General features: G+C 60.6%; 20 protein-coding genes and 2 pseudogenes. 4 read left to right on the top strand and 18 right to left on the bottom strand.

Annotated elements, in window-relative coordinates:
- The 11 genes and pseudogenes from ACFOFO_RS18130 to ACFOFO_RS18080 form a co-directional block, all read right to left on the bottom strand.
- A pseudogene (locus ACFOFO_RS18130) lies at window positions 1-206 on the bottom strand (hypothetical protein); the annotation flags it as partial.
- Complete coding sequence (locus tag ACFOFO_RS18125; protein WP_390332285.1) at window positions 206-994, bottom strand: amino acid ABC transporter permease; 789 nt, start codon at window positions 992-994, stop codon at window positions 206-208. The gene ACFOFO_RS18125 and the pseudogene ACFOFO_RS18130, both read right to left, overlap by 1 nt.
- 110 nt (window positions 995-1,104) lie before the next feature.
- Window positions 1,105-1,869: an ABC transporter substrate-binding protein gene (locus ACFOFO_RS18120; RefSeq protein WP_390332282.1), complete on the bottom strand. Its 765-nt coding sequence runs from the start codon at window positions 1,867-1,869 to the stop codon at window positions 1,105-1,107.
- A gap of 158 nt (window positions 1,870-2,027) precedes the next feature.
- Window positions 2,028-3,389, bottom strand: a complete 1,362-nt coding sequence (gene astB / locus ACFOFO_RS18115) for an N-succinylarginine dihydrolase (protein ID WP_390332280.1) — start codon at window positions 3,387-3,389, stop codon at window positions 2,028-2,030.
- Window positions 3,390-3,526: 137 nt separating this feature from the next.
- Window positions 3,527-4,999 carry a succinylglutamate-semialdehyde dehydrogenase gene (astD, locus tag ACFOFO_RS18110; protein ID WP_390322378.1) on the bottom strand — a complete coding sequence of 491 codons (1,473 nt, stop codon included), beginning with the start codon at window positions 4,997-4,999 and terminating at the stop codon, window positions 3,527-3,529.
- A complete protein-coding gene (astA, locus tag ACFOFO_RS18105) occupies window positions 4,992-6,044 on the bottom strand; it encodes an arginine N-succinyltransferase (RefSeq protein WP_390332277.1) in 1,053 nt (350 codons plus the stop codon). Before astA ends, astD begins: the two co-directional genes overlap by 8 nt.
- 13 nt (window positions 6,045-6,057) lie before the next feature.
- Window positions 6,058-7,089, bottom strand: coding sequence for an arginine N-succinyltransferase (locus ACFOFO_RS18100; protein WP_390322376.1), 1,032 nt, complete (start codon window positions 7,087-7,089; stop codon window positions 6,058-6,060).
- Window positions 7,090-7,108: 19 nt separating this feature from the next.
- Complete coding sequence (astC, locus tag ACFOFO_RS18095; protein WP_390322374.1) at window positions 7,109-8,368, bottom strand: acetylornithine/succinylornithine family transaminase; 1,260 nt, start codon at window positions 8,366-8,368, stop codon at window positions 7,109-7,111.
- 80 nt (window positions 8,369-8,448) lie between these two features.
- Window positions 8,449-9,435: a GlxA family transcriptional regulator gene (locus ACFOFO_RS18090; protein ID WP_390322373.1), complete on the bottom strand. Its 987-nt coding sequence runs from the start codon at window positions 9,433-9,435 to the stop codon at window positions 8,449-8,451.
- 44 nt (window positions 9,436-9,479) lie between these two features.
- The gene (locus ACFOFO_RS18085; RefSeq protein ID WP_390322372.1) at window positions 9,480-10,370 is read right to left on the bottom strand and encodes a DMT family transporter; all 891 of its coding nucleotides are present in this window, start codon (window positions 10,368-10,370) and stop codon (window positions 9,480-9,482) included.
- Window positions 10,371-10,606: 236 nt separating this feature from the next.
- The gene (locus ACFOFO_RS18080; protein WP_390322371.1) at window positions 10,607-11,638 is read right to left on the bottom strand and encodes a DUF1338 domain-containing protein; all 1,032 of its coding nucleotides are present in this window, start codon (window positions 11,636-11,638) and stop codon (window positions 10,607-10,609) included.
- 164 nt (window positions 11,639-11,802) lie between these two features.
- Between ACFOFO_RS18080 and ACFOFO_RS18075 the strand changes: the two genes are divergently transcribed.
- The 4 genes from ACFOFO_RS18075 (at window position 11,803) to ACFOFO_RS18060 (ending at window position 15,815) form a co-directional block, all read left to right on the top strand.
- Window positions 11,803-12,237 carry an Lrp/AsnC family transcriptional regulator gene (locus tag ACFOFO_RS18075; protein WP_390322369.1) on the top strand — a complete coding sequence of 145 codons (435 nt, stop codon included), beginning with the start codon at window positions 11,803-11,805 and terminating at the stop codon, window positions 12,235-12,237.
- Window positions 12,238-12,415: 178 nt separating this feature from the next.
- Complete coding sequence (locus ACFOFO_RS18070; RefSeq protein ID WP_390322367.1) at window positions 12,416-12,883, top strand: c-type cytochrome; 468 nt, start codon at window positions 12,416-12,418, stop codon at window positions 12,881-12,883.
- Between the two features lie 440 nt (window positions 12,884-13,323).
- A complete protein-coding gene (locus ACFOFO_RS18065) occupies window positions 13,324-14,823 on the top strand; it encodes a glycosyltransferase family 2 protein (protein ID WP_390322366.1) in 1,500 nt (499 codons plus the stop codon).
- Window positions 14,820-15,815, top strand: coding sequence for a hypothetical protein (locus tag ACFOFO_RS18060; protein WP_390332274.1), 996 nt, complete (start codon window positions 14,820-14,822; stop codon window positions 15,813-15,815). The genes ACFOFO_RS18065 and ACFOFO_RS18060 overlap by 4 nt, the downstream gene beginning before the upstream one ends.
- Here ACFOFO_RS18060 and ACFOFO_RS18055 read toward each other — a convergent pair.
- The 7 genes and pseudogenes from ACFOFO_RS18055 to queA form a co-directional block, all read right to left on the bottom strand.
- Window positions 15,812-16,084: a hypothetical protein gene (locus ACFOFO_RS18055; protein ID WP_390332287.1), complete on the bottom strand. Its 273-nt coding sequence runs from the start codon at window positions 16,082-16,084 to the stop codon at window positions 15,812-15,814. The genes ACFOFO_RS18060 and ACFOFO_RS18055 overlap by 4 nt on opposite strands.
- Window positions 16,085-16,127: 43 nt before the next feature.
- Window positions 16,128-16,193: pseudogene (locus tag ACFOFO_RS18050) on the bottom strand (hypothetical protein); the annotation flags it as partial.
- 155 nt (window positions 16,194-16,348) lie between these two features.
- Window positions 16,349-17,287 carry a protein translocase subunit SecF gene (gene secF, locus ACFOFO_RS18045; RefSeq protein ID WP_390332272.1) on the bottom strand — a complete coding sequence of 313 codons (939 nt, stop codon included), beginning with the start codon at window positions 17,285-17,287 and terminating at the stop codon, window positions 16,349-16,351.
- Between the two features lie 79 nt (window positions 17,288-17,366).
- Complete coding sequence (secD, locus tag ACFOFO_RS18040) at window positions 17,367-19,226, bottom strand: protein translocase subunit SecD (RefSeq protein WP_390332269.1); 1,860 nt, start codon at window positions 19,224-19,226, stop codon at window positions 17,367-17,369.
- Window positions 19,227-19,330: 104 nt separating this feature from the next.
- A complete protein-coding gene (gene yajC, locus ACFOFO_RS18035; protein ID WP_390322362.1) occupies window positions 19,331-19,660 on the bottom strand; it encodes a preprotein translocase subunit YajC in 330 nt (109 codons plus the stop codon).
- 180 nt (window positions 19,661-19,840) lie between these two features.
- Window positions 19,841-20,980 carry a tRNA guanosine(34) transglycosylase Tgt gene (tgt, locus tag ACFOFO_RS18030; protein ID WP_390332266.1) on the bottom strand — a complete coding sequence of 380 codons (1,140 nt, stop codon included), beginning with the start codon at window positions 20,978-20,980 and terminating at the stop codon, window positions 19,841-19,843.
- A complete protein-coding gene (gene queA / locus ACFOFO_RS18025; protein WP_390322361.1) occupies window positions 20,973-22,022 on the bottom strand; it encodes a tRNA preQ1(34) S-adenosylmethionine ribosyltransferase-isomerase QueA in 1,050 nt (349 codons plus the stop codon). The genes tgt and queA overlap by 8 nt, the downstream gene beginning before the upstream one ends.
- Window positions 22,023-22,299: the final 277 nt, after the last annotated feature.

Below are 22,299 nucleotides of genomic sequence, written 5' to 3'. Positions count from 1 at the left end.
GACTTGCCGGAGCCGGAGGCACCGACGATGACGGTGACTTCGCCCTGATAAAAATTAGTCGAGACTTCTTTGATCACATGGAAGTGACCGAAATGCTTGTTGACCTTGTCGGCGATGATCAAGGGAGAACGGCCGTCGGCGCGCACCTGCCCCGCGCTGGCGTCGGACGCTACGGCTGCTGCCGGGAGGGTATCAATGGCGGACATTAGTGGCGCTCCACATCGAGTTGACGCTCGATCGCACCCGAGATCTGCGTCATGACGGACGTCAGGATCAGGTAAATCGTTGCGGTCGTGATGAATACCGGAATCGGTTGAAAAGTGACGGACTGGATGCGATTGCCGATATTCGACAGTTCGACCACGCCGATCACATAGGCCAGGCTGGAGTCCTTCAGCAAGGACACGAAATTGTTGACCAGCGGCGGCAATGCGATGCGAAAACTCTGCGGAAAAATCACGTCGCGAAAGGTCATGAACGGGGTCAGGCCCAGCGAGCGCGCCGCTTCGGTCTGGCCCTTGTTGATGGCCAGGATGCCGGCCCGAATCGCTTCGGCGTTATAGGCGCCGGCATTGAACGCCAGTGCCACCACCGCCGAATTGAAATCGGACAGTTGCAAGCCTGGTACCAGCGACGGCAGTGCCAGGAAGACGAACAGCACTTGCACCAGCAGCGGCGTACCGCGGATCGCCCAGACATAAAAATTGGCGGCCCAGCGCAGCGGCGGAAATTTGGACAATTTCGCCAGCGCTGCGAAAACGCCGAGCAGGATGCCGATCACGCCAGCGACGGCAGTGAGCGCGACCGTGACGCGCGCGCCTTCGGCAAATTGCGCCGCGGCTGATCCGATCGGTTCCGGCATCAGGCTGAGCGGGAGCATCATCAGCCATAAAAACGCGACCAGGCCGGCAATCGCGATCGCGATGGTGACGGCACTACGCCGCTCGCGCGACCAGGTCGTGGGTAAGAATGTGAGAGTGGTGGCAGTTTTCAACTTGCTTTCCTTGGATCGTGGCGGTAAGCCAAACACGTGAAGCGGCGCAGACCGCAGGGATGGCCCTTATGCAGGGATGAACCTTATGCAGGCACGCGCCGTTCCAGCCATCAATGGCAGCGGATATCTTCTTTCATATATTTATCGGAAATGGTCTGGTAAGTACCATCGGCCATCACTTCCGCCAGTGCCTTGTCGTATGCTGCCGACAGTGAGCCGTTGCCTTTCTTGACGGCTGCAGCGATTTTTTCGACGAACACGAAATCGCCCATCTTCAAACCGGCGGTGTTATTGCTGGCCAATGCGGTCTTGGCAACAAAACGATCGCTAACCCAGGCATCGACCCGGCCGTTGAGCAAAGCCGAGCGCGCATCGGTATCTTGCGGGAAATTTTTCACTTCCTTGACGCCGGACAGCTTCTTGACGTTTTCCATATAGGTGGTGCCGGTTTGCACCGCAACGGTCTTGCCGTTCAGCGATTCGACGGTATGGATGGCCGGATCTTTGGCGACTATCACGCCACCACTGCAATAGTAGGGACTGGTGAAGCTGACGGCCTTGGCGCGGTCTTCGGTAATGCCGAACGAGGCCATCACCACGTCCCAGCGATCCTGGCGCAGACCGGCCAGCAAGGCGTCGAACGACAGCGCTTTCCATTCAACTGCGAGCCCCATTTTCTTGGCGATGGCGTCGCCCAGTTCGACCTCGAAACCGCTTAACTTGGAACCCTGAAAATAATTGAACGGCGGGTAGGCGCCTTCTGTGGCAATGATGATCTTGCCGTCTTTCTTGATCTCGTCCAGAGTACGCGCCTGAACTGCGGCACAGACCGCCAGACCGGCAATGGCTGCCGCCAAAAATTTGATCGCCTTCATGTATCCTCCTAATGGATGTTGAACTGCCGGGTTTGTTTTGGTGTTGCTGTTGTAGATTTAAAATCCGGTTCGCATTATCTGCTAACTGTATTGAAACAGCTACTCATGATCCGCTCAAACCATAGGTGCGACTTCAATTGTCGGGAATGGGACATTTTTCACATTACTTGAAATTCGTACAATCCCGGTAGCTGCAATATCGTTGTCAATTCGTCTAGCGCCGTCTGCACTTCGACTGCCAGCGTCGGGTCGGCCAGATCGGCCGGCGCCAGCCGGTCGCGATAATGTTTTTCAACCCAGGTCACCAAGCGGGCATACAGCGCCTCGGTCATGATCACGCCCTGATGCATCGCCGCTGCCTCCGCCTCGGTCAGCGCGACGCGCAGCCGCAGGCAGGCCGGGCCGCCACCGTTGCGCATGCTCTGGCGCAGGTCGAAATTGATCAGTTCGTCGATCGCGCCACCGCTGGCGATCAGGCCTTGCAGATAGCGCGACACCGCAGGGTTCTCTTCGCATTCATGTGGCACCACCAGCGCCATCTTGCCGTCCGGCTTGCTGAGCAGCTGGCTGTTGAACAGATAGCTCGACACCGCATCCGCCACCGACACTTCGGCGCTCGCGACCCGCACCGGCTGCAACGGCGTGCCGAGCCGGTCCATCGCGTGCTGCAAGGTGGCGAGGCTGGCGGCCTCGTTGTGAAACGCCTGCTGGTGATAGAACAGTACCTCGCCATTGCCGACCGCGATCACGTCGTTGTGGAACACACCCTGGTCGATGACGTCCGGGTTCTGTTGCAAATACACCGTGCGGCCGTGATCGAGGCCGTGCAGTCGCGCCACGGCCTGGCTCGCCTCCAGCGTCTGGCGTGCCGGGTAGCGCTTCGGCGCGACTGCATCAGGATCGAATTCGACCCGACCATAGACGAACAGCTCGACCCCGGTCGCGCCATGCGTCGCACCCAGCCGGGTATGGTTGGCCGCACCTTCGTCGCCAAACGCGGGCGTCGACGGCAGCGCATCGTGCACCGCGAAACGTTGCTGGTTACCAAAGATCGCGCGCAGGCTGCGTGCCGACTGCGTATGCTCGTAGGCCCGGTGCAGCTTGCTGTTCAGATTGGCGGCCGTGAAGTGGACCCGGCCATCGGCGGTGTCGGCCGATGGACTGACGGTGGCCGCGTTGGCGGTCCACATCGGCGACGCCGAGTAAGCGCACGACAGGATCACCGGCGCCTCCTTGAACGCGCGCCCGATCACGTCGGCATCGCTGCCGCCAAAGCCGAGACTGCGCAGTAAGCGGAAATTCGGCCGGTCCTGCGGCGGCAACAGCGCTTGCGCAAAGCCGCGCACGGCCAGCGCCCGCATCTTGGCCAAGCCCTGCAGCGCGGCCAGCTTCGGATTGGATGCGCTCTTTACATTGCTGAACGAGGCGACATTGCCGAACGACAGGCCGGCGTAGTTGTGTGTCGGCCCGACCAGACCGTCAAAATTGAATTCGTGCGCGGTGGCAACTGGTGTGCTCATGCTTGTCCTGTGGCGCCTGGTTCAGGCTGCAAAAATCAGAAATATCCTGGCCGCATCTCTATTTTGACGGAGTATATGCATAATTCCGTTCATTTCATTGCGGCCATGAAGTCAATGCTATAGGAGTATGCTCCTGGCTAAAACACGAGACCCGGCGACAGCTGCTTCGGCATTTCCAGCACGCTATTCTCGATCGACGCGACCGGATACGCGCAATAGTCGGCCGCATAGTAAGCGCTCGGACGGTGATTGCCGGAGCGCCCGGTGCCGCCGAAAGGCGCGGTGCTGGCGGCGCCGGTAGTCGGGCGATTCCAGTTGACGACGCCGGCGCGTACGCTGAGCATGAATTGCTGCCACAGCGCCGGATCGTCGCTCAGCAAACCGGCGGCCAGGCCGAACTCGGTCGCATTCGCGGCAGCCAGCGCGGCGTCGAAATCGGGCACGCGGATCACCTGCAGCAACGGACCAAACCATTCTTCATCCGGGATGCCCTTGGCGTCGGTGACATCGACGATGCCGGCGCTGACGAAGCCGGTGTTCGGCTGCAGCTGGCGCATCTCCAGCAAACTCTTGCCACCGCGCGCCAGCAGCTCGGACTGTGCCTGCAGCAGTTTGGCGGCGATCGGCGCCGAGACCACCGGCCCCATGAACGGCGGCGGTGACTGGTCGTAGGCGCCGATGTTGATGTTGGATGCGACTTCCACCAGCCGTTTGACGAAGGCCTGACCAGCGGCCGAATCCTCGACGATCAGGCGACGGGCGCAGGTGCAGCGCTGACCGGCGCTGACGAAGGCCGAGAAGATCGCATGATGCACGGCAGCGTCGAGGTCGCCGACCTGCCACACCACCAGCGCATTATTGCCGCCCATTTCCAGCGCCAGCATCTTGCTCGGTTTGCCGGCGAATTGACGGTGCAGCAAGGCGCCGGTCTGACTGCTGCCGGTAAACAGGATGCCATCGAGCTGCGGATCGGCGGCCAGCGCGGCGCCGGTGTCGCGTGCGCCGTTGATCAGGTTCAGCACGCCGGCCGGCAAGCCGGCCTGCTGCCACAGTTCAACCGTCTTGATGGCCGCTTGCGGCGCATATTCGCTCGGCTTGAACACGATGGCATTGCCGGCGATCAACGCCGGCACGATATGGCCATTCGGCAGATGGCCCGGGAAGTTGTAGGGACCGAACACGCCGAACACGCCATGCGGCCGGTGCCGCAATACCGCGTCGCCGTCGGCGATCTTGCTCTGGGTTTCGCCGGTGCGATTGCGGTAGGACTGCACCGAGATATCGACCTTGTTGGCCATGGTCGCAACTTCGGTGCGCGCTTCCCACAGCGGCTTGCCGACTTCGATTGAAATCAGTCGCGCCAGGTCCTCGGTGTGTTCCTTCAGCAGGTCGCGAAAACGTACACAAATGGCGATTCGCTCATCCAGCGCGGTCTGGGCCCAGTTGCCGAAACTGGCGCGCGCGGCGTGGCAGGCGCGATCGACTTCGGCTGCGGTGGCCATGTGGCCGCTCCAGACCGGGTTGCCGGTGGCCGGATCGATGGTGGCCAGTGCTGGGCCGTCGCCTTCGATCCATTGGCCGTTGATAAAGTGACTATATTGGCTAGACATTGACATTCTTTCTCGGGTTGAGTGACAGCGTGCGCACCGCTTCGCCGGTATGGCAGCCCAGCGCTTGCTGGTCCGCCGTCGACAGTGCGATATGACCTCCTTCGCACGGCACGGTGGCGACGATCATGCGGAAATCGCGCAGCGTGGTATTCGATACCAGCAGCGGCTCGTTTGCTGCGGCGGTTGTTTCGGTAACTGCGCGCGGCGCGGCATCAATCACGGCCAGCGCGCTCTCGCGGATCGCGCGCAACTCGCTGATGCGCGCCTGCAGTACCGGTCCGGCATCGAAAATATCGACATAGCCTTCGAAGTACATCCCTTCCTGCTCCAGCAGCCGGCGCGCGGGCGCGGTATTGACGTGCACCTTGCCGATCACCTCCTGCGCCTCGGGCGGCAGGTACGCGACATACATCGGCTGGCGCGGCATCAGCTCGGCGATGAAGGATTTCTTGCCGAGGCTGGTCAAATCATCGGCATGGTTGAAATCCATCTTGAAGAAATGCCGGCCCAGCCCCTCGTAGAAAGGCGAGCTGCCGTCGGCGCTTTGATAACCGCGCATTTCGGCGATCAGCTTGGCCGAGAACAGGTGCGGGAATTGCGCGATGAACAGGAACCGGCTTTTCGACAGCAGCTTGCCATTGGTGCCACCGCGATAATCCGGATGCAGGAACAGCGAGCACAGCTCGGTGCTGCCGGTCAGGTCGTTCGACAGGTACAGCGTCTCCATCCGCGTGAATACCTTCAGCTCGCGGCTGGAATGCACCAGGGTGCCGATCCGGTAGTTGTAGAACGGCTCGTCCAGACCGACCGCGCCCTTGATCGCGCAGACTCCGGCCAACTTGCCGCTGGCGGTGTCCTCCATCACGAACATGTAGTCGCGCTGATTCGGCGCAATGGTTTCGGCGAACGATGCGCAGGCAATTTCCAGCCGCGCCCCCAGCATCTTGCGATCCGGTTTCAGTGTCGTCATGCCGGAACCGACCTGCGATGCCAGCCCCAGCAGCCCTTCCAGATCGGTCTCGCGAATGGCGCGTACAACTAACATGAGCACCTCATCATTAAATTTCTACGCACAGCACGGCATCGCCAACCGACAGCTGCAACGCGCGCAGCGCCGCCGGCTGCAAAGCGATATTGTCGGACAACTTGATCGGCGCCGACTCGACCGTAATGGCACGAAAATTATGTTCCTTGGCCGCCGCCACCAGGTACCTCAGCTTTGGCGCATCGCCGTCCGCTCCCGGTGCGGCCGACACGTGCCGCAGCAACGACGCCGTGAACGAGCGCAGCGCATTCTTGTGCGCCTGCAGGATCGGGCCGCCGTCGAAGATGTCGATGTATTCGTCCGGCTCGAAACCCTCTTCCGACAGCAGCCGCAACGGCAACTCGCCCTCCGGGTGAACCTGCCCCATTGCAGCCTGTGCATCACCCGGCAGCAGCGGCACATAGACCGGGTAATGCGGCATCAGTTCGACGATCAGCGTGCGGTTGCGCGCGCCATCGACCACGCGCTCGGCAGCCATGAAATCCATCTGAAAAAACTTGCGGCCGAGCGCCTCCCAGAATGGCGACTGCGCGTTTTCGTCGGTGATGCCGGCCAGCGGCACGAAGAAGCGGTCGCCGAAACGGGTCGGCGCCAGCGCCGCAAACATCAGGCGCGCGCGCGACAACAACTTCGCTTCCGGGCCGGCCTGCTGCCAGTTGCGCACAAAGAAACTCGACAACTGCGAGTGGCCAGTCAGTTCCGAACACAGCGTCAGCGCGTGCACGCTGTGGCAGATGTTAAGGTCACGCGACACCTGCTGCACCACGTCGTTGCGGAACGCAAAATAGGTGCCGTTCGAGCCGGCAGTCGCCGAGATCGACGCGATGCCGTCGATCCTTTGATCCCGCATCGACTCCAGCACGAACATGTACGACTCCTCGCTCGGGATGTCGACCTCGGCGCCGAACGACGCGATCGAATGCTCGATCGCGTGCTCGATCGCGTCCCGCGTTTTCGGCATGGTATGGACCCCGGACGAAGCCGCCGCCGCCAGTGCTTCCAGCGCGGGAATATCCGTCATTGCTACCGGTCGGACCACATACATACGCTTCTCCCGTTAAAACTTAGGCGACTGGCGTCAGAAACGCATCCAGCCCGCGTCGCAGCAATTGCGTGGCCTCGTCGATCTGATCATCGGACACCACCAGCGCCGGCGCCAGACGTACCACATCCATGCCGGCGATCAGCAGCAGCAGGCCCTGTGCTTCGGCTGCCTTCTGGATATCCTTGGCTTTGCCGCAATAGGCGTCGCTCAGCACCATGCCAAGCAGCAAGCCGCTGCCGCGCACACCGGCAAATACCTGCGGATAATCGCGCACGATGGCTTCCAGACCGGTGACCAGCTTGGCCGCTGCCTGCTTCACGCGCGCCAGGAATTCGGGCTGGTTGATGGTCTGCAGCACCGTCAATGCGACGGTCGACGCCAGCGGGTTGCCGCCGTAAGTCGTGCCGTGGGTACCGACCACAAACACGCTGGCGATGTCATCGGTGGTGATCATCGCGCCGATCGGATAACCGTTGCCGAGCGCCTTGGCCGAGGTCAGGATATCGGGCGTCACGCCATAGCCCATGTAGGCGTACAGGTTGCCGGTACGGCCGACGCCGCATTGCACTTCGTCGAAAATCAGCAATGCGCCTTTTTGATCGCAGAATTCGCGCAGCGCCTGCAGGTATTCGAGCGTGGCCGGCATCACGCCGCCCTCGCCCTGCACCGGCTCGACCACTACCGCGCAGACGTCGTCGCCGATGGCGGCGCGTGCCGCTTCGATATCGTTGTAAGGGATGTGATCGATCTGGGCCGGCAGCGGTGCAAAGCCTTCGGTGTATTTCGGCTGGCCGCCAACCGAGACGGTAAACAGCGTACGGCCATGAAACGAATTGACGCAGGAAATGATGCGCGATTTGTTCGGGCCAAACTTGCTGTGCGCATACTTGCGCGCCAGTTTGAAGGCCGCTTCGTTGGCCTCGGCACCCGAGTTGCAGAAGAATGCGCGATCGGCAAAGGTCGCGTCGGTCAGCGCCTTGGCCAGGCGCAGAACCGGCTCATTGGTGTAACCGTTGCCCAGATGCCACAAGGTCTTCGCTTGCTCGCACAAGGCATCGACCACCACCGGATTGGCATGCCCGAGGCTGGTGACCGCAATGCCGGACGTGAAATCGAGATAACGCTGGCCGCCCTGATCCCAGACTTCCAGGCCGAGGCCGCGCACCGGCAGCACTGCGCTCGGCGCGTAGGTCGGCACCATGACTTCATCAAAGGTCTGGCGGTTCACTGCCAGCGCTTGCTGGTCGGACCCGATATGCATCTTGTGAATTGCGTTCATTGCGTTCTCCATTTCAACTTGGGGTAATAAATTATAAAAAGTCGGCAGCCAAAACTCTTTTGAAACTGCGACAGGAAATTTCATATTTGATGCTGCGCGACCGGCGCCGGCGGCTGCAGCTTGCGCTGGCGTTGTTCGCGCGGCGTGATGCCGAACAATGCACCGAATGCGGTCGAAAAATGCGAGCCGGATGAAAAGCCGCACATCAGGCCGATCTGCACCATCGAATGGCTCGATTCGTTCAGCAACTGGCGGGCGCGTTGCAGTCGCAGTTCCAGGTAATAACGCGACGGCACGCTGCCCAGGTATTGCTTGAACAGCCGCTCCAGCTGCCGCCGCGAAATGCCGACCAGGTTGGCAATATCGTCGGTTGCCAGCGGCTCCTCGATATTGGCCTCCATCAGCGTCACCGCCTCCGACAGCTTCGGCTGCAGCACGCCAAACCGCGCTTGCAAGGCAACCCGCTGCCGTTCCTCCGCACCCCGCACGCGGTCGATGCACAGCGCTTCCTTCAGTTGCGCCTGCAGGCCCGCGCCGTACATCGAGCCGATCAGGGTCAGCGCAAAATCGATGCTGGCCGCACCGCCGCAACAGCTGAGCCGATTGCCGTCGATCTCGAACAGATTCGGGGTCAGGATGGCGCGGTCCGCGACTTCGTCGACTTCCGGATACAGCGCCCATGGCAGCGCGGTGCGCACACCGGCCATCGCGCCGGCGCGCGCCAGCCATAGCACCGCCGCACCGACCGCGCCGTAGCAGGCGGCCTTCTGGCAGTAGCCGATCAGGCGGCGCGATTCTGCCGCTGCCATCGCAGCGGAATCGTCATCGGCGACCAGCAATACGATATTGGCGGCGGGCCATTGCTCTGGCGCCAAGAGCAGGTTCTGCAGCAATTGCGGCGCCGCCACCAGTTCGATTAGCAGCCGCTGCGCGCCCAGTTTCCTGGAGGCCAGACGCAAGGGTTGCAGCAAACCGGCCAGCGCGATGGAATGCTCACCCGCCGCATTGATCAACAGGATGCGCAGCGTCGTGTCTGGTGCGAGTCGGACTAAGTCTGCGAAGGACATGGCTTTCGAAAAACTGGCGCGTGGTGATGGTCGGGTTGCTAAAACTAATCAAGCAGTGCTGGTGCCGGCCCCAGCTCATCGGCCGGGTTCCACTGACTGGCTATGATACCGGCGATCAATAGCAGGCCGCCTGCGATACCGCGCCAAGCCATCGTCTCGGCCAGCCAGAAATAGGCGGCGACGGCGGCGCAGGCCGGTTCCAGTGCATACATCACCGCTGCCTCATTGGCGCTGGCATGGCGTTGGCCCCAGGTCTGCAACGAAATGATGGCAGCTGTCGCGACCACACCCAAATAGATCAGATTGACAGAGTTATTGCGGATCGCGGCCTGTAACACGCCCGCCTCGATCGCCGGCTGCGGCAGCAACATGATCCAGAGCGCCGCGCAGCAGGCGACGGTCAAGACCTGCACCGCCGTCAGCGCCATCAAATCGGTCGCCTGGCGCGTTCTGAGCTCGACCAGCTTGATATACAGCGCAAAGCACAGTGCACCGATCAGTGCCAGCGTATCGCCAAAGCTCCAGGCGCCACCATCCCAGCATAGCGCGAATAATCCGCATAGCGCCAGCGCGATTCCGATCACGATCCGGCGCTCCGGCGCCCGACCTGCCACGACTCCCAGCAACGGCACCACCAATACGTTCAGGCCGGTGATGAAGGCATTGCGATTGGCGCTGGTCAGGGCCAGCCCTTCGACCTGGAACATATAGGCGGCGAACAGCATGCCGCCGAGCATCGCACCGCCCCGGTATTCGGCGCCAGCGGCACGTAGCAGGAAGGGCGACAACAGCAGGCCGCCCAGCACGAAGCGCACCAGCACGATCCAGACCGGCGCCAGGTGCGCGGACAAGTCCTTCATTGCCGGAAATGTGGTGCCCCACACCAGGGTGACCAATAACAAAGCAAAAATCCCGCGCAGACGAAGAGGCATCATGATGTTCAAAAATGAGAAAGGCCTTGCGATGGTGGCCATACGCAATGCTTAGGGCCTGTTAACCCGATTTAATGGTCAACAGGCCCTGGGACGGGCAAGCTGCAAGCGCTCGATTGTAATTCCGTTTCTACGTCGAAGGTGAACGCGGCGGCGGCTCGCAGCCATTACTTGGCCAGACCAGAGCCGCCAACAAAGTGCGCGTTTGATGCAGCAATGGAATAAGCGATCGCGCCGGATCAGGACGCCGCTGCCGTCATCTTGAAGATCCCCTGCGCATTGCCGGCATCGAAGCCCAGATCGAGCCGGTTGATTTTCGGTTCGGCATCGAAATACTGCTGGCGGCTGATGAATTCGTAAAAGCTGCCCGGCACGGTGCGCTCGACCAGTTCACCGTGGTCGCCCCGGAACTGGCGCAGCACCGGATCGGCGACGAAGGCAGTCTGTTTGATGCGACCGTTTTTCGACACTTCGATCGCCTTCTTCATCGGTCGGCCCAGCGCGCTCTGTTGGCGCGCCACCCGTTCGACGTCGTCGACCCGGTCGGTCACATGGTTAAAGGCATTGCCCTCGGTGGCGATCCATGCCATCTCGGCCGATTCGGTTAACAGCATGTCATAGTCTTGCAGCGCCGGAATGGCGTGCTGGCGCCCGAAACAGGCCTGCAACTGCGGCAGCAGCTCCAGCGCAGCGGCAAACGGCAGGCGGCCGTCGCGCGCCAGTTCGTGCAGCATCGCCTGCGCCTGCGGCGTCAGTGGATCCTGCGAGGTCGACAGCACGCGCGTCACCGTGGCCTGGAATTGCGTCGAAAATTTTTCCGGATGTAACTCGCTGACAAAGAACTGCGCGATCTGGTCCGGGCAATCCTGATGCGCATAGGAGCGGCCGGTCATGCCGATCCGGTCCAGCGGAAACAGCCCGTTCAGCCGATAGCCGAGCGGCTCCAGAATCCGGGTGAACGCGTACTCGCCGGGTGGCAGCGCACCGTGATCGGCCCAGCGCACGGTACGCAGCGCGCCATGGTCATGCATCACCTTGCCGCCTTGCGCCGCCACTTCCTCGGTGTATTGACGGCCGGACGGCACCCGTTGCAGCAAGTCGGCAAACAGCAGCATATTCAACGCCTGCGCGATTTCCTTGCGCGACACCCAACCGCATTCCCAGATCGAAAACACGGGCGGCACCTTCATCAGCTGCCCGACCCTGGCGGCCGCATCGACGCCGATTACATGTTCCACCAGATTATTCAGATTGCTGCCCTGTGCACTCATTGCTTTCCTCATCGAGACATCGGCGCATGCCGCTGCATGCATTGCCAAATAATGTAGAAGCTAGTGTAAGGGCAAGGCGCGTCAGATAATAGAGTGTAAAACGTCGTCACAATGCACTAATATGCTACAAAACGACCACTTTAAAATACACTTTGCATCGAACCATGGACGATATAGACCGCAAGATACTGGCGCTGCTGATGGACAATGCGCGGCTGCCGATTTCCAGCATTGCCAAACAGGTGGGCATCGCACGCACCACCGCGATTGCGCGCATCGCCGGCATGGAGCAGCGCGGGGTGATCGCCGGCTACGGCCTGCGCCTGAACCAGCAGCTGTATCACCCGCCGGTACGGGCCTATGTCGGCATCACGGTCGATCCACGCAATGCAGCGGCGATGCTGAAACTGCTGCAGACCATGCCGGAGGTCGAAACCCTGTGCTCGGTCAGCGGTCCGGTCGATTACATGATGACGCTGAGCTGCCAGTCGACCAATGAACTGGATCACCTGCTCGATCGCATTGGCACGCTTGAAGGTATCAGGCAAACGTCGACCTCCATCATTTTGAGCAAGCGGATCGATCGCAGCGCGATCTAGCCCGCAATCTGACCGCCAAAGCCCCTCGGGCCAGCGCCACGCCACTGGTCAACGCGCCTTGGCTCTCGCTATAATCGCCGGGACGAGCCTGCTTGCTCAAGCACACCATCAGGTGTGCAGATTCGACCAATCCGACCGGCATCCCGGTCATCCAGCAGCATTCATTCAAGGAAATTACATGAAAAATCTGGCTCTTCTTCGTCGTCTGGTACCCGCCACACTGATCGCCGGCCTGCTGGTGTCGGCCGGTGCTCAAGCCCAGTTCAGGAAAGTCGACGATGCCGTCGAATACCGGAAAGCCGCGCTGCATCTGATGGGCGCACACTTCGGACGCATCGGCGCAGTAGTCAAAGGCGACAAGCCGTACGACAAGGCGGCCGTTGAAGCCGATGTCGCGGTGATCGAGATGATGTCGAAGCTGCCATGGCCGGCCTTCATCCCGAACTCGGCGGGCGGACATTCGAAGGCGAAGCCGGAAATCTGGTCCCAGCAGGCAGAATTCAAGACCGCCACCGAAAAGATGGAGGGCGAGGTAGCGAAGCTGTCGGCCGCTGCAAAAAGCGGCGACCTGGCGGCCATCAAGGTCTCTTTTGGCAGCACCGGCCAATCGTGCAAGTCCTGCCACGATAATTTCCGTAACAGGTAATTTTTGGTGGCGGCTGCGCCTACATCGCGGGCGCAGCTCATCGGCACATTCCTGTCCGAGCGCGCGCCGAGGCGAGCCATTCGTTCCGCTTCCCTTCTGCGCTGCCGCGCAGCACTCCCCCTGCCCGCGGTCGATCTTCACCTGCACCTTGCACGGTCAACAATTATTTCCCAGGGGAAATCTATTGCTTCCAAATAGAGGATAGAAAACGACAAATAAATAATGTTTCACGAACTCAACTGCAATCAACTGTAAATATCTGTAAAAAATATAGTAAAGTCGATTCATTGATGCGCGGACATATTTGTCCGGAGGCAATGCGCTGATCTGGTCCGATTTGCGGTATTTGCCGTGATCTCCCCGAGATCCGCATCACAGTGACAAAAATCGCGAGACGGGGCATTCCGACGAATGCACGCCGTCCACCAGGGGGAATGAAAATGGCGATCGAATTTCGCCCTTCCGCGCCGGTCGTCCCGGCGCCGGAGGCAGAGCAGAGCGAACGACCTACCGAATCACACAAACATGCCGATGTTGGCCGGCGAACGGATGCCGACCTAGAGGCTCTGATCAGCGCGGTCGCGGCGGCGCCGGCGATCCCCGCGCGCGCGACTCAAGCTGAGACTAAACGGGCATCGCTCTACTTCTCGGTCCGGCTCAAATTTACGATTGCCACTCTGGGCGGCCTATTATGGATGTCGGCCTCGATCTATCTCGCGCGGCCCTGGTTCGGCGAACTGTCGCAGGTGCTCGGGCCTATCCTGGCACCGGTCGTGATTGCCGGCATCGCGATCATCCCGGGATTCATGAACGCATTTCTGCTGACTGGCCTGGCGCTCGATCGGCGACCGAACCACGCGCGGCTCAATCAATACCCGGCGATCACGATCCTGATCGCTGCCTATAACGAGGCCGCAAACATCGTCGATACGATCCAGAGCATTGATCGGCAAGCCTATCCCGGCAACATTGAAGTGATCGTGATCAACGATGGCTCGAAAGATCAGACCGCCGCGCTGGTAACCCAGCAGATGGCGCAACATCCGTGGCTGAAACTGATCGACCTGCAGCCCAATGGTGGCAAGGCGAAGGCGTTGAATCGGGGTCTGGCTGTCGCCAAATCGAGCCTGGTACTGACGGTCGACGCCGACTCCTATCTGTATCATGACGCGCTGCAAAATATCGTCGAACGCTATTTCCAGGACCCGCCGAACACCCGCGCGGTATCCGGCACGGTGCTGGTGCGCAATTCACGCCACAACTGGGTCACCAAGGCGCAGGAATGGGATTATTTTCACGGCATTGCCGCGATCAAGCGCGTGCAGTCGCTATTTCAGGGCACGCTGGTGGCGCAGGGCGCGTTCTCGATATATGACCGCCAGACCCTGATTGAGGCGGGTGGCTGGCCCGATTGTGTCGGCGAAGACATCGTGCTGACCTGGGCGATCCTGAAGGCTGGCCATCGCATCGGGCACAGCGAGGAGGCCTGCCTGTTTACCAATGCACCCGACACGCTGCTGCAATTCGTCCGCCAACGGCAGCGTTGGTCACGCGGCATGGTCGAGGCCTTCAAGCAGCATCCTGGCATCCTGTTCAAGCCGCGCCTGTCGACGTTTTTCGTCTACTGGAACCTGCTGTTCCCGGCGCTCGACTTCATGTTTACCGTGTTCTTCATCCCGGGCTTGATCCTGGGGCTGTTTGGCCACTACTACGTGGTCGGACCGATGACCATCGCGCTGCTGCCGATTGCACTATTGATGAACTTTTTCATGTTCTCGATCGGCAAAAAGACGTTTACCAAAAAGCACCTGAAAGTCAGGCACAACCTGCTCGGCTTCCTGATCTACACCCTGATCTACAGCCTGATCATGCAGCCGGTCTGCCTGATCGGCTATGTATCGGAAATGCTGAACCTGAAAAAAACCTGGGGCACCAAATGAGCCCGACTCCCCGTGCCGGAATTTTCGCAATGCGGCGGCTGACCCGGCTGACCCAGCTGGCCCTGTTGACTGTCGGTGGCGCAACAATATTCTGCCCATCAAGCGCGCTGGCCGCCGACGGCGAGCCCCCGCAGGACAGTTCAGGGGCCGGCGCCGCCTTCTTCATATCACGCGATAACGAGGGCTTTTCGACGCAACGCGTCGCCGCCGAATACCTGCCGGCGTTCCGCCACGGCGACGCGCTGACCGGCGGCCGCTATACGGTCCATCATTTCGAACAGGATGACTGGGCGCGCACCGCGCAACAGCTCACCATCCTCCATCGCAACGTCGATCCGGCGACCACCAATGGCTGGCAGCTTGAAGCCGGCCTGTCGCGACAGGGCGAACATACGCTGTTTACCGCCGACGGCAGCTATCACGCGGCGCTCGCTGCACAAACCAGCGTCGAAGCCTTCATCAATCGGGACTGGGTCGAAACCCGCAACGCGCTCGATCGCGGCGTCCATTTCACGTTTGTCGGCGCGGTACTGGAACAAGGCCTGGGACCGCATTTGACGGTGGTCGGCGTCGCCGGCTATCAAGATTTTTCCGACGGCAACCATCGAAATCACGGCCGCATCAAGCTGATCGTGCAGCCCGACCTCAGCCTGGGGCTGACTCTACAGGCGCGCTACCGGATGTACACCAGCGCCAGCGACGATGTCGGCGGCGCGTATTTCAATCCGGATCGGTATGACGAGGCGATGCTGGCGCTCGGCTGGCGGCAGCGCTTTCGTGGCTGGGTGGGCAACCTGACCGCCGGACTCGGCCAACAGCGCGTTGGCGACGCGCCGCACACGCCGACGCGCTTGCTCGAACTCGGCGCGCAGGCGCCGATCGGCCGCGGCTATGCGTTTAGGATGCGCGCCGGCCTGAACCGCAGCGCGTCATTCAACGGCCCCGACTACAGCTACCACTATGCGCAGGCGGAATGGATTGTCGCGTTCTAGCCCAGGTCGACGATCGCTGCGACTGCGGCCGCACAGACCCCGGCCAGTGCCAATAATCGGGTGCGCACGCCGTCGTTCGCCAGCGGCGCGTCGTAATCGACCTCCCTGTCGCCGCTCAACATCGGCCGCAGCAGATTCTCTTTTTTGAAGAAATAGTAGTAGGCGATGGCCGCCAGATGCAGGCCGAGCAGCGCGTAGATCAGGTTGCCGCTGACATCGGCATGGAAGGCACTGATCCGGTCCGACAGCGCGCGCGTAGCGGGTGCCAACCAGGCCCCACAGGATGCGGAACGCGACCAGCGCCAGCGCCGCATAGCCGCAACGAAAATGCCAGATCATCGCGTTGCCGCCAATTTTCTGCGTGATCAGTGCCGCCACGATCAAACCCAGCAACGCCCAGTGAAACAGCCGCAGCGGCAAGTCCCCGACACGGATCGTTTTCACGCTTTACCTCGTGTCTAATACCATGCCGACCAACCCCGAGGTGAAAAAAAAGCCAGTCGCAACGACTGGCTCCATTAAACCCTTGCGCGTCAAACCACGGCGCCGTCGGTCTCGTCCTTTTCCTTGATCGGCTTGATCAGGTCTTCCCGCTTGATGCCCAACCATTTGGTCAGCGGCGCCATCACCAGCACCGACGAATAGATGCCGAACAGGATGCCGATGGTGAGTGCCAGCGCGAAATAATGCAGCACCGCGCCGCCGAAGATCAGCATCGACAACACCATGGTCTCGGTCAGACCGTGGGTGATGATGGTACGGCTCATGGTGCGCGTGATCGCGTTGTCGATCACTTCGGTGACCGTGGCCTTGCGCATCTTGCGGAAATTTTCGCGGATCCGGTCGGCCACCACCACCGATTCGTTGACCGAATAACCGAGCACCGCCAGCACCGCCGCCAAGACCGACAGCGAGAATTCCCACTGAAAGAAGGCAAAAAAGCCCAGGATGATCACGACGTCATGCAAGTTCGCGATGATGGCCGCGACCGCGAACTTCCATTCGAAGCGGAATGCCAGATAGATCATGATGCCGATCACCACCATCAGCAGCGCCATCAGGCCGTCGTGGGCCAGCTCGTCGCCAACCTGCGGACCGACGAATTCGACCCGCTGCAATTTCGCCGCGGCCTGTTGCGTCTGCAATGCGGTCATCACGCGCTCGCTCTGCTGCGCCGAGCTGACGCCCTTTTGCACCGGCAAGCGGATCATCACGTCATGCGCGGTGCCGAAATTTTGCACCTGGGCGTCGGCATAGCCGAGGCCTTCGACCGTCTTGCGGATCTTTTCGACTTCGGCGGTCTGCTGGTAGGTCACTTCCATCACGGTCCCGCCGGTGAACTCGACCGAGTAATGCAGGCCTCTGCTCAGCAGAAAAAACACCGCTGCGACGAAGGTCAACGCCGAGATGATGTTGAATATCAGCGCGTGGCGCATGAAGGGAATATCGTGTTTGATGCGGAAAAATTCCATGTTGTCCTCTAGGTTTGATCCCGCGCCGATGCGCAGAATCAAGCAAGCAATGATGCGTCGATGTCTTTAGTCGATGTGCTTATTCAGCCGGCTTCCAGATTTGTCCGATGGCCAAGCTGGTCAGTTTCTTCTTGCGCCCGTACCAAAGATTGACGAAGCCGCGCGAGATGAACACCGATGAGAAAATCGAGGTCAGGATGCCGAGGCAGTGCACCACCGCAAAACCGCGAATCGCACCGGAACCGAAGATCAGCAGCGCGACGCCGGCGATCAGGGTGGTCACGTTGGAGTCCAGAATGGTGGCCCACGCGTGCTGGAAGCCCATCGCAATCGCCGCCTGCGGTGTGTTGCCGTTGCGCAGCTCTTCACGGATCCGTTCGTTGATCAGCACGTTCGAGTCGATCGCCATACCGAGCGCCAGTGCAATTGCGGCGATGCCGGGCAAGGTCAAGGTTGCCTGCAAACACGACAGCAGCGCGACCAGCAACAGCAGATTGACCGACAGCGCCAGCACGCTGAAGAAACCGAACAGCATGTAGTAGAAAATCATGAATACCGCAATCGCGGCAAATCCGTACAGGGTCGAATTGAAACCCTTCTGGATGTTGTCGGCGCCGAGCTGCGGTCCGATGGTGCGCTTTTCGATGATTTCCATCGGTGCCGCCAACGAGCCGGAACGCAGCAGCAACGCCAGTTCGCCGGCCGCGTCGGGCGAGCCCATGCCGGTGATCTGGAATTGCGAGCCGAATTCGCCGCGGATCGATGGCGCGGTCAGCACTTCGCCCTTGCCTTTTTCAAACAGGATGATCGCCATCCGCTTATTGATGTTGTCACGCGTGATGCGGCGCATCTTGCTGCCGCCGTCGCCATTGAGCGAGATGCTGACCGCAGGCTGATGATTTTCGTCGAACGACGCCGATGCACTCGAAATGTAGTCGCCGGTGATGACCGCTTCCTTGGACACGACGACCGGCGCGCCTTGGCCGACTTTGAACAGTTCGCTGCCGAACGGAATCGCGGCGGTCTCTTCGGTGCCGCGCGCCACGGTTTCATCGACCATCCGCAATTCCAGCGTGGCGGTGCGCCCCAGTATCTTGTCGACCGCCGCCGGATCCTGCACGCCCGCCAGTTGCACCACGATGCGGTCCGCGCCCTGCTGCTGGATCACCGGCTCGGACACGCCCAATTCATTGACGCGCTTGGAGAGTACCGCGATATTCTGCTTCAGTGCCTCGTCCTGAATCTGTTTGCTCATCTGCGGCTTGAAGCTGGTCACCAGTTTGAAGTCGCCACCTTCGTCCACGTCGTTCAGCTGCACGTCGGGTTGCTGGCTGGCGATGATTTCCTTGGCCTGGGCGCGGCTTTCCGGGTCGCGGAATTTGACCTCGACCGCGTTGCCGCTACGCTCGATACCGGCGTGGCGCACGTTCTTGTCGCGCAGCAAGGTCCGTATCGTTGGCACCAACCCGCTCAAGCGTTTTTCATACGCGGCCTTGGTATCGACCTGCAACAGCAAATGGACACCACCGCGCAGATCCAGCCCCAGATACATCGGCAGCGCACGCAGGCTTTGCAACCAGCTCGGCGTATTCGACAGCAGGTTCAGCGCCACTACATAGGTCGGATCGCTGGGATCGGTGTTGAGCGCCTTTTCGATCACGTTTTTCGCGTTGAATTGTGCATCGGGACTGGCCAGGCGGACCCGTACGCTGCTGTTATTGGCGTTGGCGTCAAAGTACACGCGATCGGCGGCGATGCCGGCCTGTTGCAATGCGCTCTCGATCTTCGCCATCACGGCGGTGTCGACCTTGATGGTCGCCTTCAGGCTGCCGACTTGCAGTGCGGGCGCTTCACCGAAGAAGTTCGGCAGCGTATACAGCATGCCGAACACCAGCGCGATCGCGATCACGATGTATTTCCAGAGAGGATAACGATTCATATTGTTTCAGCTAGTCAAATTCAGTGGGAGCATCCCGGCCCTGTATCGGCTGCGGCCGGCCATCCGCGCACTGCGCGAACCGGCCGGGGCGGCCGCTGCAAGGTTTACAGCGACTTGATCGTGCCTTTGGGCAGCAAGGTGGTGACAGAAGCCTTCTGCACCACGACTTCGGTACCGTTGGCAATTTCCAGCGTGATGTACGCATCGGTTACCTTGATGATCTTGCCCAGGATGCCACCGGCGGTGACGACTTCATCGCCCTTGCCGAGCGCTTCCATCATCGATTTCGTTTCCTTTTGACGCTTCATTTGCGGGCGAATCATCAGGAAGTACAGCACCACGAACATCAGGATGATCGGCAGGAAGCTGGTCAGGTTGCCGCCCAGACCGAGGGCGTCGAGAGGGGATTGCGCATAGGCATTGGTAATGAACACGGTGACTCCAGGTGATTGTTTTTAAAAATAGCGCTGTATTCTAGCACTGGCGTGCGCGGACTCAGCGCGGCGCGGCATGGCGCCTGGCGGAATGCGCGGCGCCGGCTGCATCTAAAAATATACTACCAGTGATATGGCGATAATCCCGCCTCAGAATAGAGTGATTATCGACATACTCCATCACACTCCACGTTCGCGCGCGGCCTTGAATTGCACCATAAAGGCGGGGAAACGATCGGCATCGATCGCCGCGCGGATCTCACGCATCAGTTGCAGGTAATAGTGCAGGTTGTGGATGGTATTTAAGCGCGCCCCCAGAATTTCGTTGCTGCGATGCAAATGGTGCAGATACGCGCGTGAAAAGTTGCGACAGGCGTAACAATCGCAGCTCTCGTCCAGCGGCAGTTCGTCATCCTTGTAGCGCGCGTTCTTGATCTTGATGTCGCCGAAGCGGGTAAACAGCCAGCCGTTGCGCGCGTTGCGGGTCGGCATCACGCAGTCGAACATGTCGACGCCGTTCGACACGCCCGCCACCAGATCCTCCGGCGTGCCGACGCCCATCAGGTAATGCGGCTTGTTGGCGGGTAGCCGCGGCCCGACGTGCGCCAGCATGCGCATCATGTCTTCCTTCGGTTCGCCGACCGACAGGCCGCCGATCGCGATGCCGGGGAAATCGATTTCTTCCAGTGCGGCCAGCGATTCGTCGCGCAAATGCTCGAACATGCCGCCCTGCACGATGCCGAACAGCGCGTTCGGGTTCTCGCCGGCGACGAATTCATTCTTCGAACGCTGAGCCCAGCGCAAGGACATGCGCATCGATTTCGCGGCCTCATCGATGGTAGCGGGGCGGCCGTCGATCTGGTACGGCGTACATTCGTCAAGCTGCATCACGATGTCGGAATTGAGTGCACGTTGGATCTGCATCGACACTTCCGGCGACAGGAACAGCTTGCTGCCATCGATCGGCGACGCGAAATGCACGCCTTCCTCGGTAATCTTGCGCATCGCACCGAGCGAAAACACCTGAAAGCCGCCGGAGTCAGTCAGGATCGGCTTGTCCCAGCCCATGAAGCGATGCAGGCCGCCGAACTTGTTCAGCACCTCGGTACCGGGCCGCAGCCACAGGTGGAAGGTATTGCCGAGGATGATGGTGGCGTCGACCTCTTTCAGCTCGATTGGCGACATCGCCTTGACCGTGCCGTAGGTGCCGACCGGCATGAAGATCGGCGTTTCGATCACGCCATGGTTCAGGGTCAGGCGGCCGCGCCGGGCCGAAGTCTGGCCGCTCTGGTCGGTCTTGAGTAATTTGAAATCAAGCATTGTTGTCAGACTTGTTGGCGTTGGTAATATTATTAGTAAGCAGCATGGCGTCGCCATAGCTGAAGAATCGGTAGCGCTGCGCAATTGCATGCGCGTACGCGGCGCGGATCTGGTCATAACCGGCAAAGGCCGAGACCAGCATCAGCAGGGTCGACTTGGGCAGGTGGAAGTTGGTGATCAGGCGCGTGACGGTCTTGAAGCGATAACCGGGCGTGATGAACAGCGCGGTATCGGCGCTGCCGGCTTGCAACACACCGGACTGCGAGGCCGACTCCAGCGCGCGCAGGCTGGTGGTGCCGACCGCCACCACGTCGCGCCCCGTCGCCTTGGTCGCCGTCACCGCAGCCACGGTGGCGGCTGGAATGGTGTACCACTCGGTATGCATCTGGTGCTGCGCCAGGTTTTCGGTGCGCACCGGCTGAAAGGTGCCGGCGCCGACGTGCAGCGTGACATAGGCAAACTGCACGCCTTTTGCGCGCAATTGGTCGAGCAAGGCTTGATCGAAATGCAGGCCGGCGGTCGGCGCCGCCACCGCGCCCGGGTTTTTTGCGTACACGGTCTGGTAACGGGTTTCGTCGAAGGCGTCGGCTGCGTGCTCGATGTAGGGCGGCAGCGGCAAGCGGCCGTGGGCGTCGATCAGTTCGAACACATCGGCCGGAAACTGCAGGGTATAAAACTCGCCGGCCCGCGGCCCGACCGTGACCTCGAACGCGTCGGCCAGCCGGATCGTGCTGCCGGCCGGCGGCGACTTCGACGCCCGCACCTGCGCATGCACCGTACGGTGGTCCAGCACGCGCTCGATCAGCACCTCGACCTTGCCGCCGGTCTGTTTGACGCCGAAAAAGCGCGCTTTCAGCACGCGGGTGTCGTTGAACACCAGCAGGTCGCCGCTCGACAATTGGGCCACAATATCGGCAAAACGGCGGTCAGTCAGCACGTCGCCATCGACTTGCAACAGGCGTGACGCGCTGCGCTCGGTCAGCGGTAATTGCGCGATCAGCTCGGGCGGCAGTTCAAAGTCAAAATCGCTGAGTGAATACATGGATGAATATCAATTGCCTGAAGAAATAATACTGTGTTTTAATACAGTTAAAATTGGATAACGGTGAATATCGCGCGCGGCCAAACATCGGCCAAACCCGCTATTTTACGCGCTTGGCTCGGGCAGTTACAGTAGAGGCGCCGGCGCAGACAGCGCGATTGCATGAAGATCGTTGCTGGCTAAGGCTTCTCGCACCCTCCCCCTTGCACGGAGAGGAAACTCGACCCGGCAGCATCAATGTTCACGCGGACATTCATGCGATGTACCCTGCTGGCAT

This window comes from Pseudundibacterium arcticum (genome assembly GCF_042646465.1).
Classification (GTDB): domain Bacteria; phylum Pseudomonadota; class Gammaproteobacteria; order Burkholderiales; family Burkholderiaceae_D; genus Undibacterium_A; species Undibacterium_A arcticum.
This window is presented reverse-complemented; position numbering and strand designations above follow the sequence as displayed.

What these genes read in the sequence shown, in the direction of transcription:
- ACFOFO_RS18120 (WP_390332282.1), bottom strand. Translation starts at nt 1,869, where the DNA reads ATGAAGGCGATCAAATTTTTGGCGGCAGCCATTGCCGGTCTGGCGGTC.
- astB (WP_390332280.1), bottom strand. Translation starts at nt 3,389, where the DNA reads ATGAGCACACCAGTTGCCACCGCGCACGAATTCAATTTTGACGGTCTG.
- astD (WP_390322378.1), bottom strand. Translation starts at nt 4,999, where the DNA reads ATGTCTAGCCAATATAGTCACTTTATCAACGGCCAATGGATCGAAGGC.
- astA (WP_390332277.1), bottom strand. Translation starts at nt 6,044, where the DNA reads ATGTTAGTTGTACGCGCCATTCGCGAGACCGATCTGGAAGGGCTGCTG.
- ACFOFO_RS18100 (WP_390322376.1), bottom strand. Translation starts at nt 7,089, where the DNA reads ATGTATGTGGTCCGACCGGTAGCAATGACGGATATTCCCGCGCTGGAA.
- astC (WP_390322374.1), bottom strand. Translation starts at nt 8,368, where the DNA reads ATGAACGCAATTCACAAGATGCATATCGGGTCCGACCAGCAAGCGCTG.
- ACFOFO_RS18090 (WP_390322373.1), bottom strand. Translation starts at nt 9,435, where the DNA reads ATGTCCTTCGCAGACTTAGTCCGACTCGCACCAGACACGACGCTGCGC.
- ACFOFO_RS18085 (WP_390322372.1), bottom strand. Translation starts at nt 10,370, where the DNA reads ATGATGCCTCTTCGTCTGCGCGGGATTTTTGCTTTGTTATTGGTCACC.
- ACFOFO_RS18080 (WP_390322371.1), bottom strand. Translation starts at nt 11,638, where the DNA reads ATGAGTGCACAGGGCAGCAATCTGAATAATCTGGTGGAACATGTAATC.
- ACFOFO_RS18075 (WP_390322369.1), top strand. Translation starts at nt 11,803, where the DNA reads ATGGACGATATAGACCGCAAGATACTGGCGCTGCTGATGGACAATGCG.
- ACFOFO_RS18070 (WP_390322367.1), top strand. Translation starts at nt 12,416, where the DNA reads ATGAAAAATCTGGCTCTTCTTCGTCGTCTGGTACCCGCCACACTGATC.
- ACFOFO_RS18065 (WP_390322366.1), top strand. Translation starts at nt 13,324, where the DNA reads ATGGCGATCGAATTTCGCCCTTCCGCGCCGGTCGTCCCGGCGCCGGAG.
- ACFOFO_RS18060 (WP_390332274.1), top strand. Translation starts at nt 14,820, where the DNA reads ATGAGCCCGACTCCCCGTGCCGGAATTTTCGCAATGCGGCGGCTGACC.
- secF (WP_390332272.1), bottom strand. Translation starts at nt 17,287, where the DNA reads ATGGAATTTTTCCGCATCAAACACGATATTCCCTTCATGCGCCACGCG.
- secD (WP_390332269.1), bottom strand. Translation starts at nt 19,226, where the DNA reads ATGAATCGTTATCCTCTCTGGAAATACATCGTGATCGCGATCGCGCTG.
- tgt (WP_390332266.1), bottom strand. Translation starts at nt 20,980, where the DNA reads ATGCTTGATTTCAAATTACTCAAGACCGACCAGAGCGGCCAGACTTCG.
- queA (WP_390322361.1), bottom strand. Translation starts at nt 22,022, where the DNA reads ATGTATTCACTCAGCGATTTTGACTTTGAACTGCCGCCCGAGCTGATC.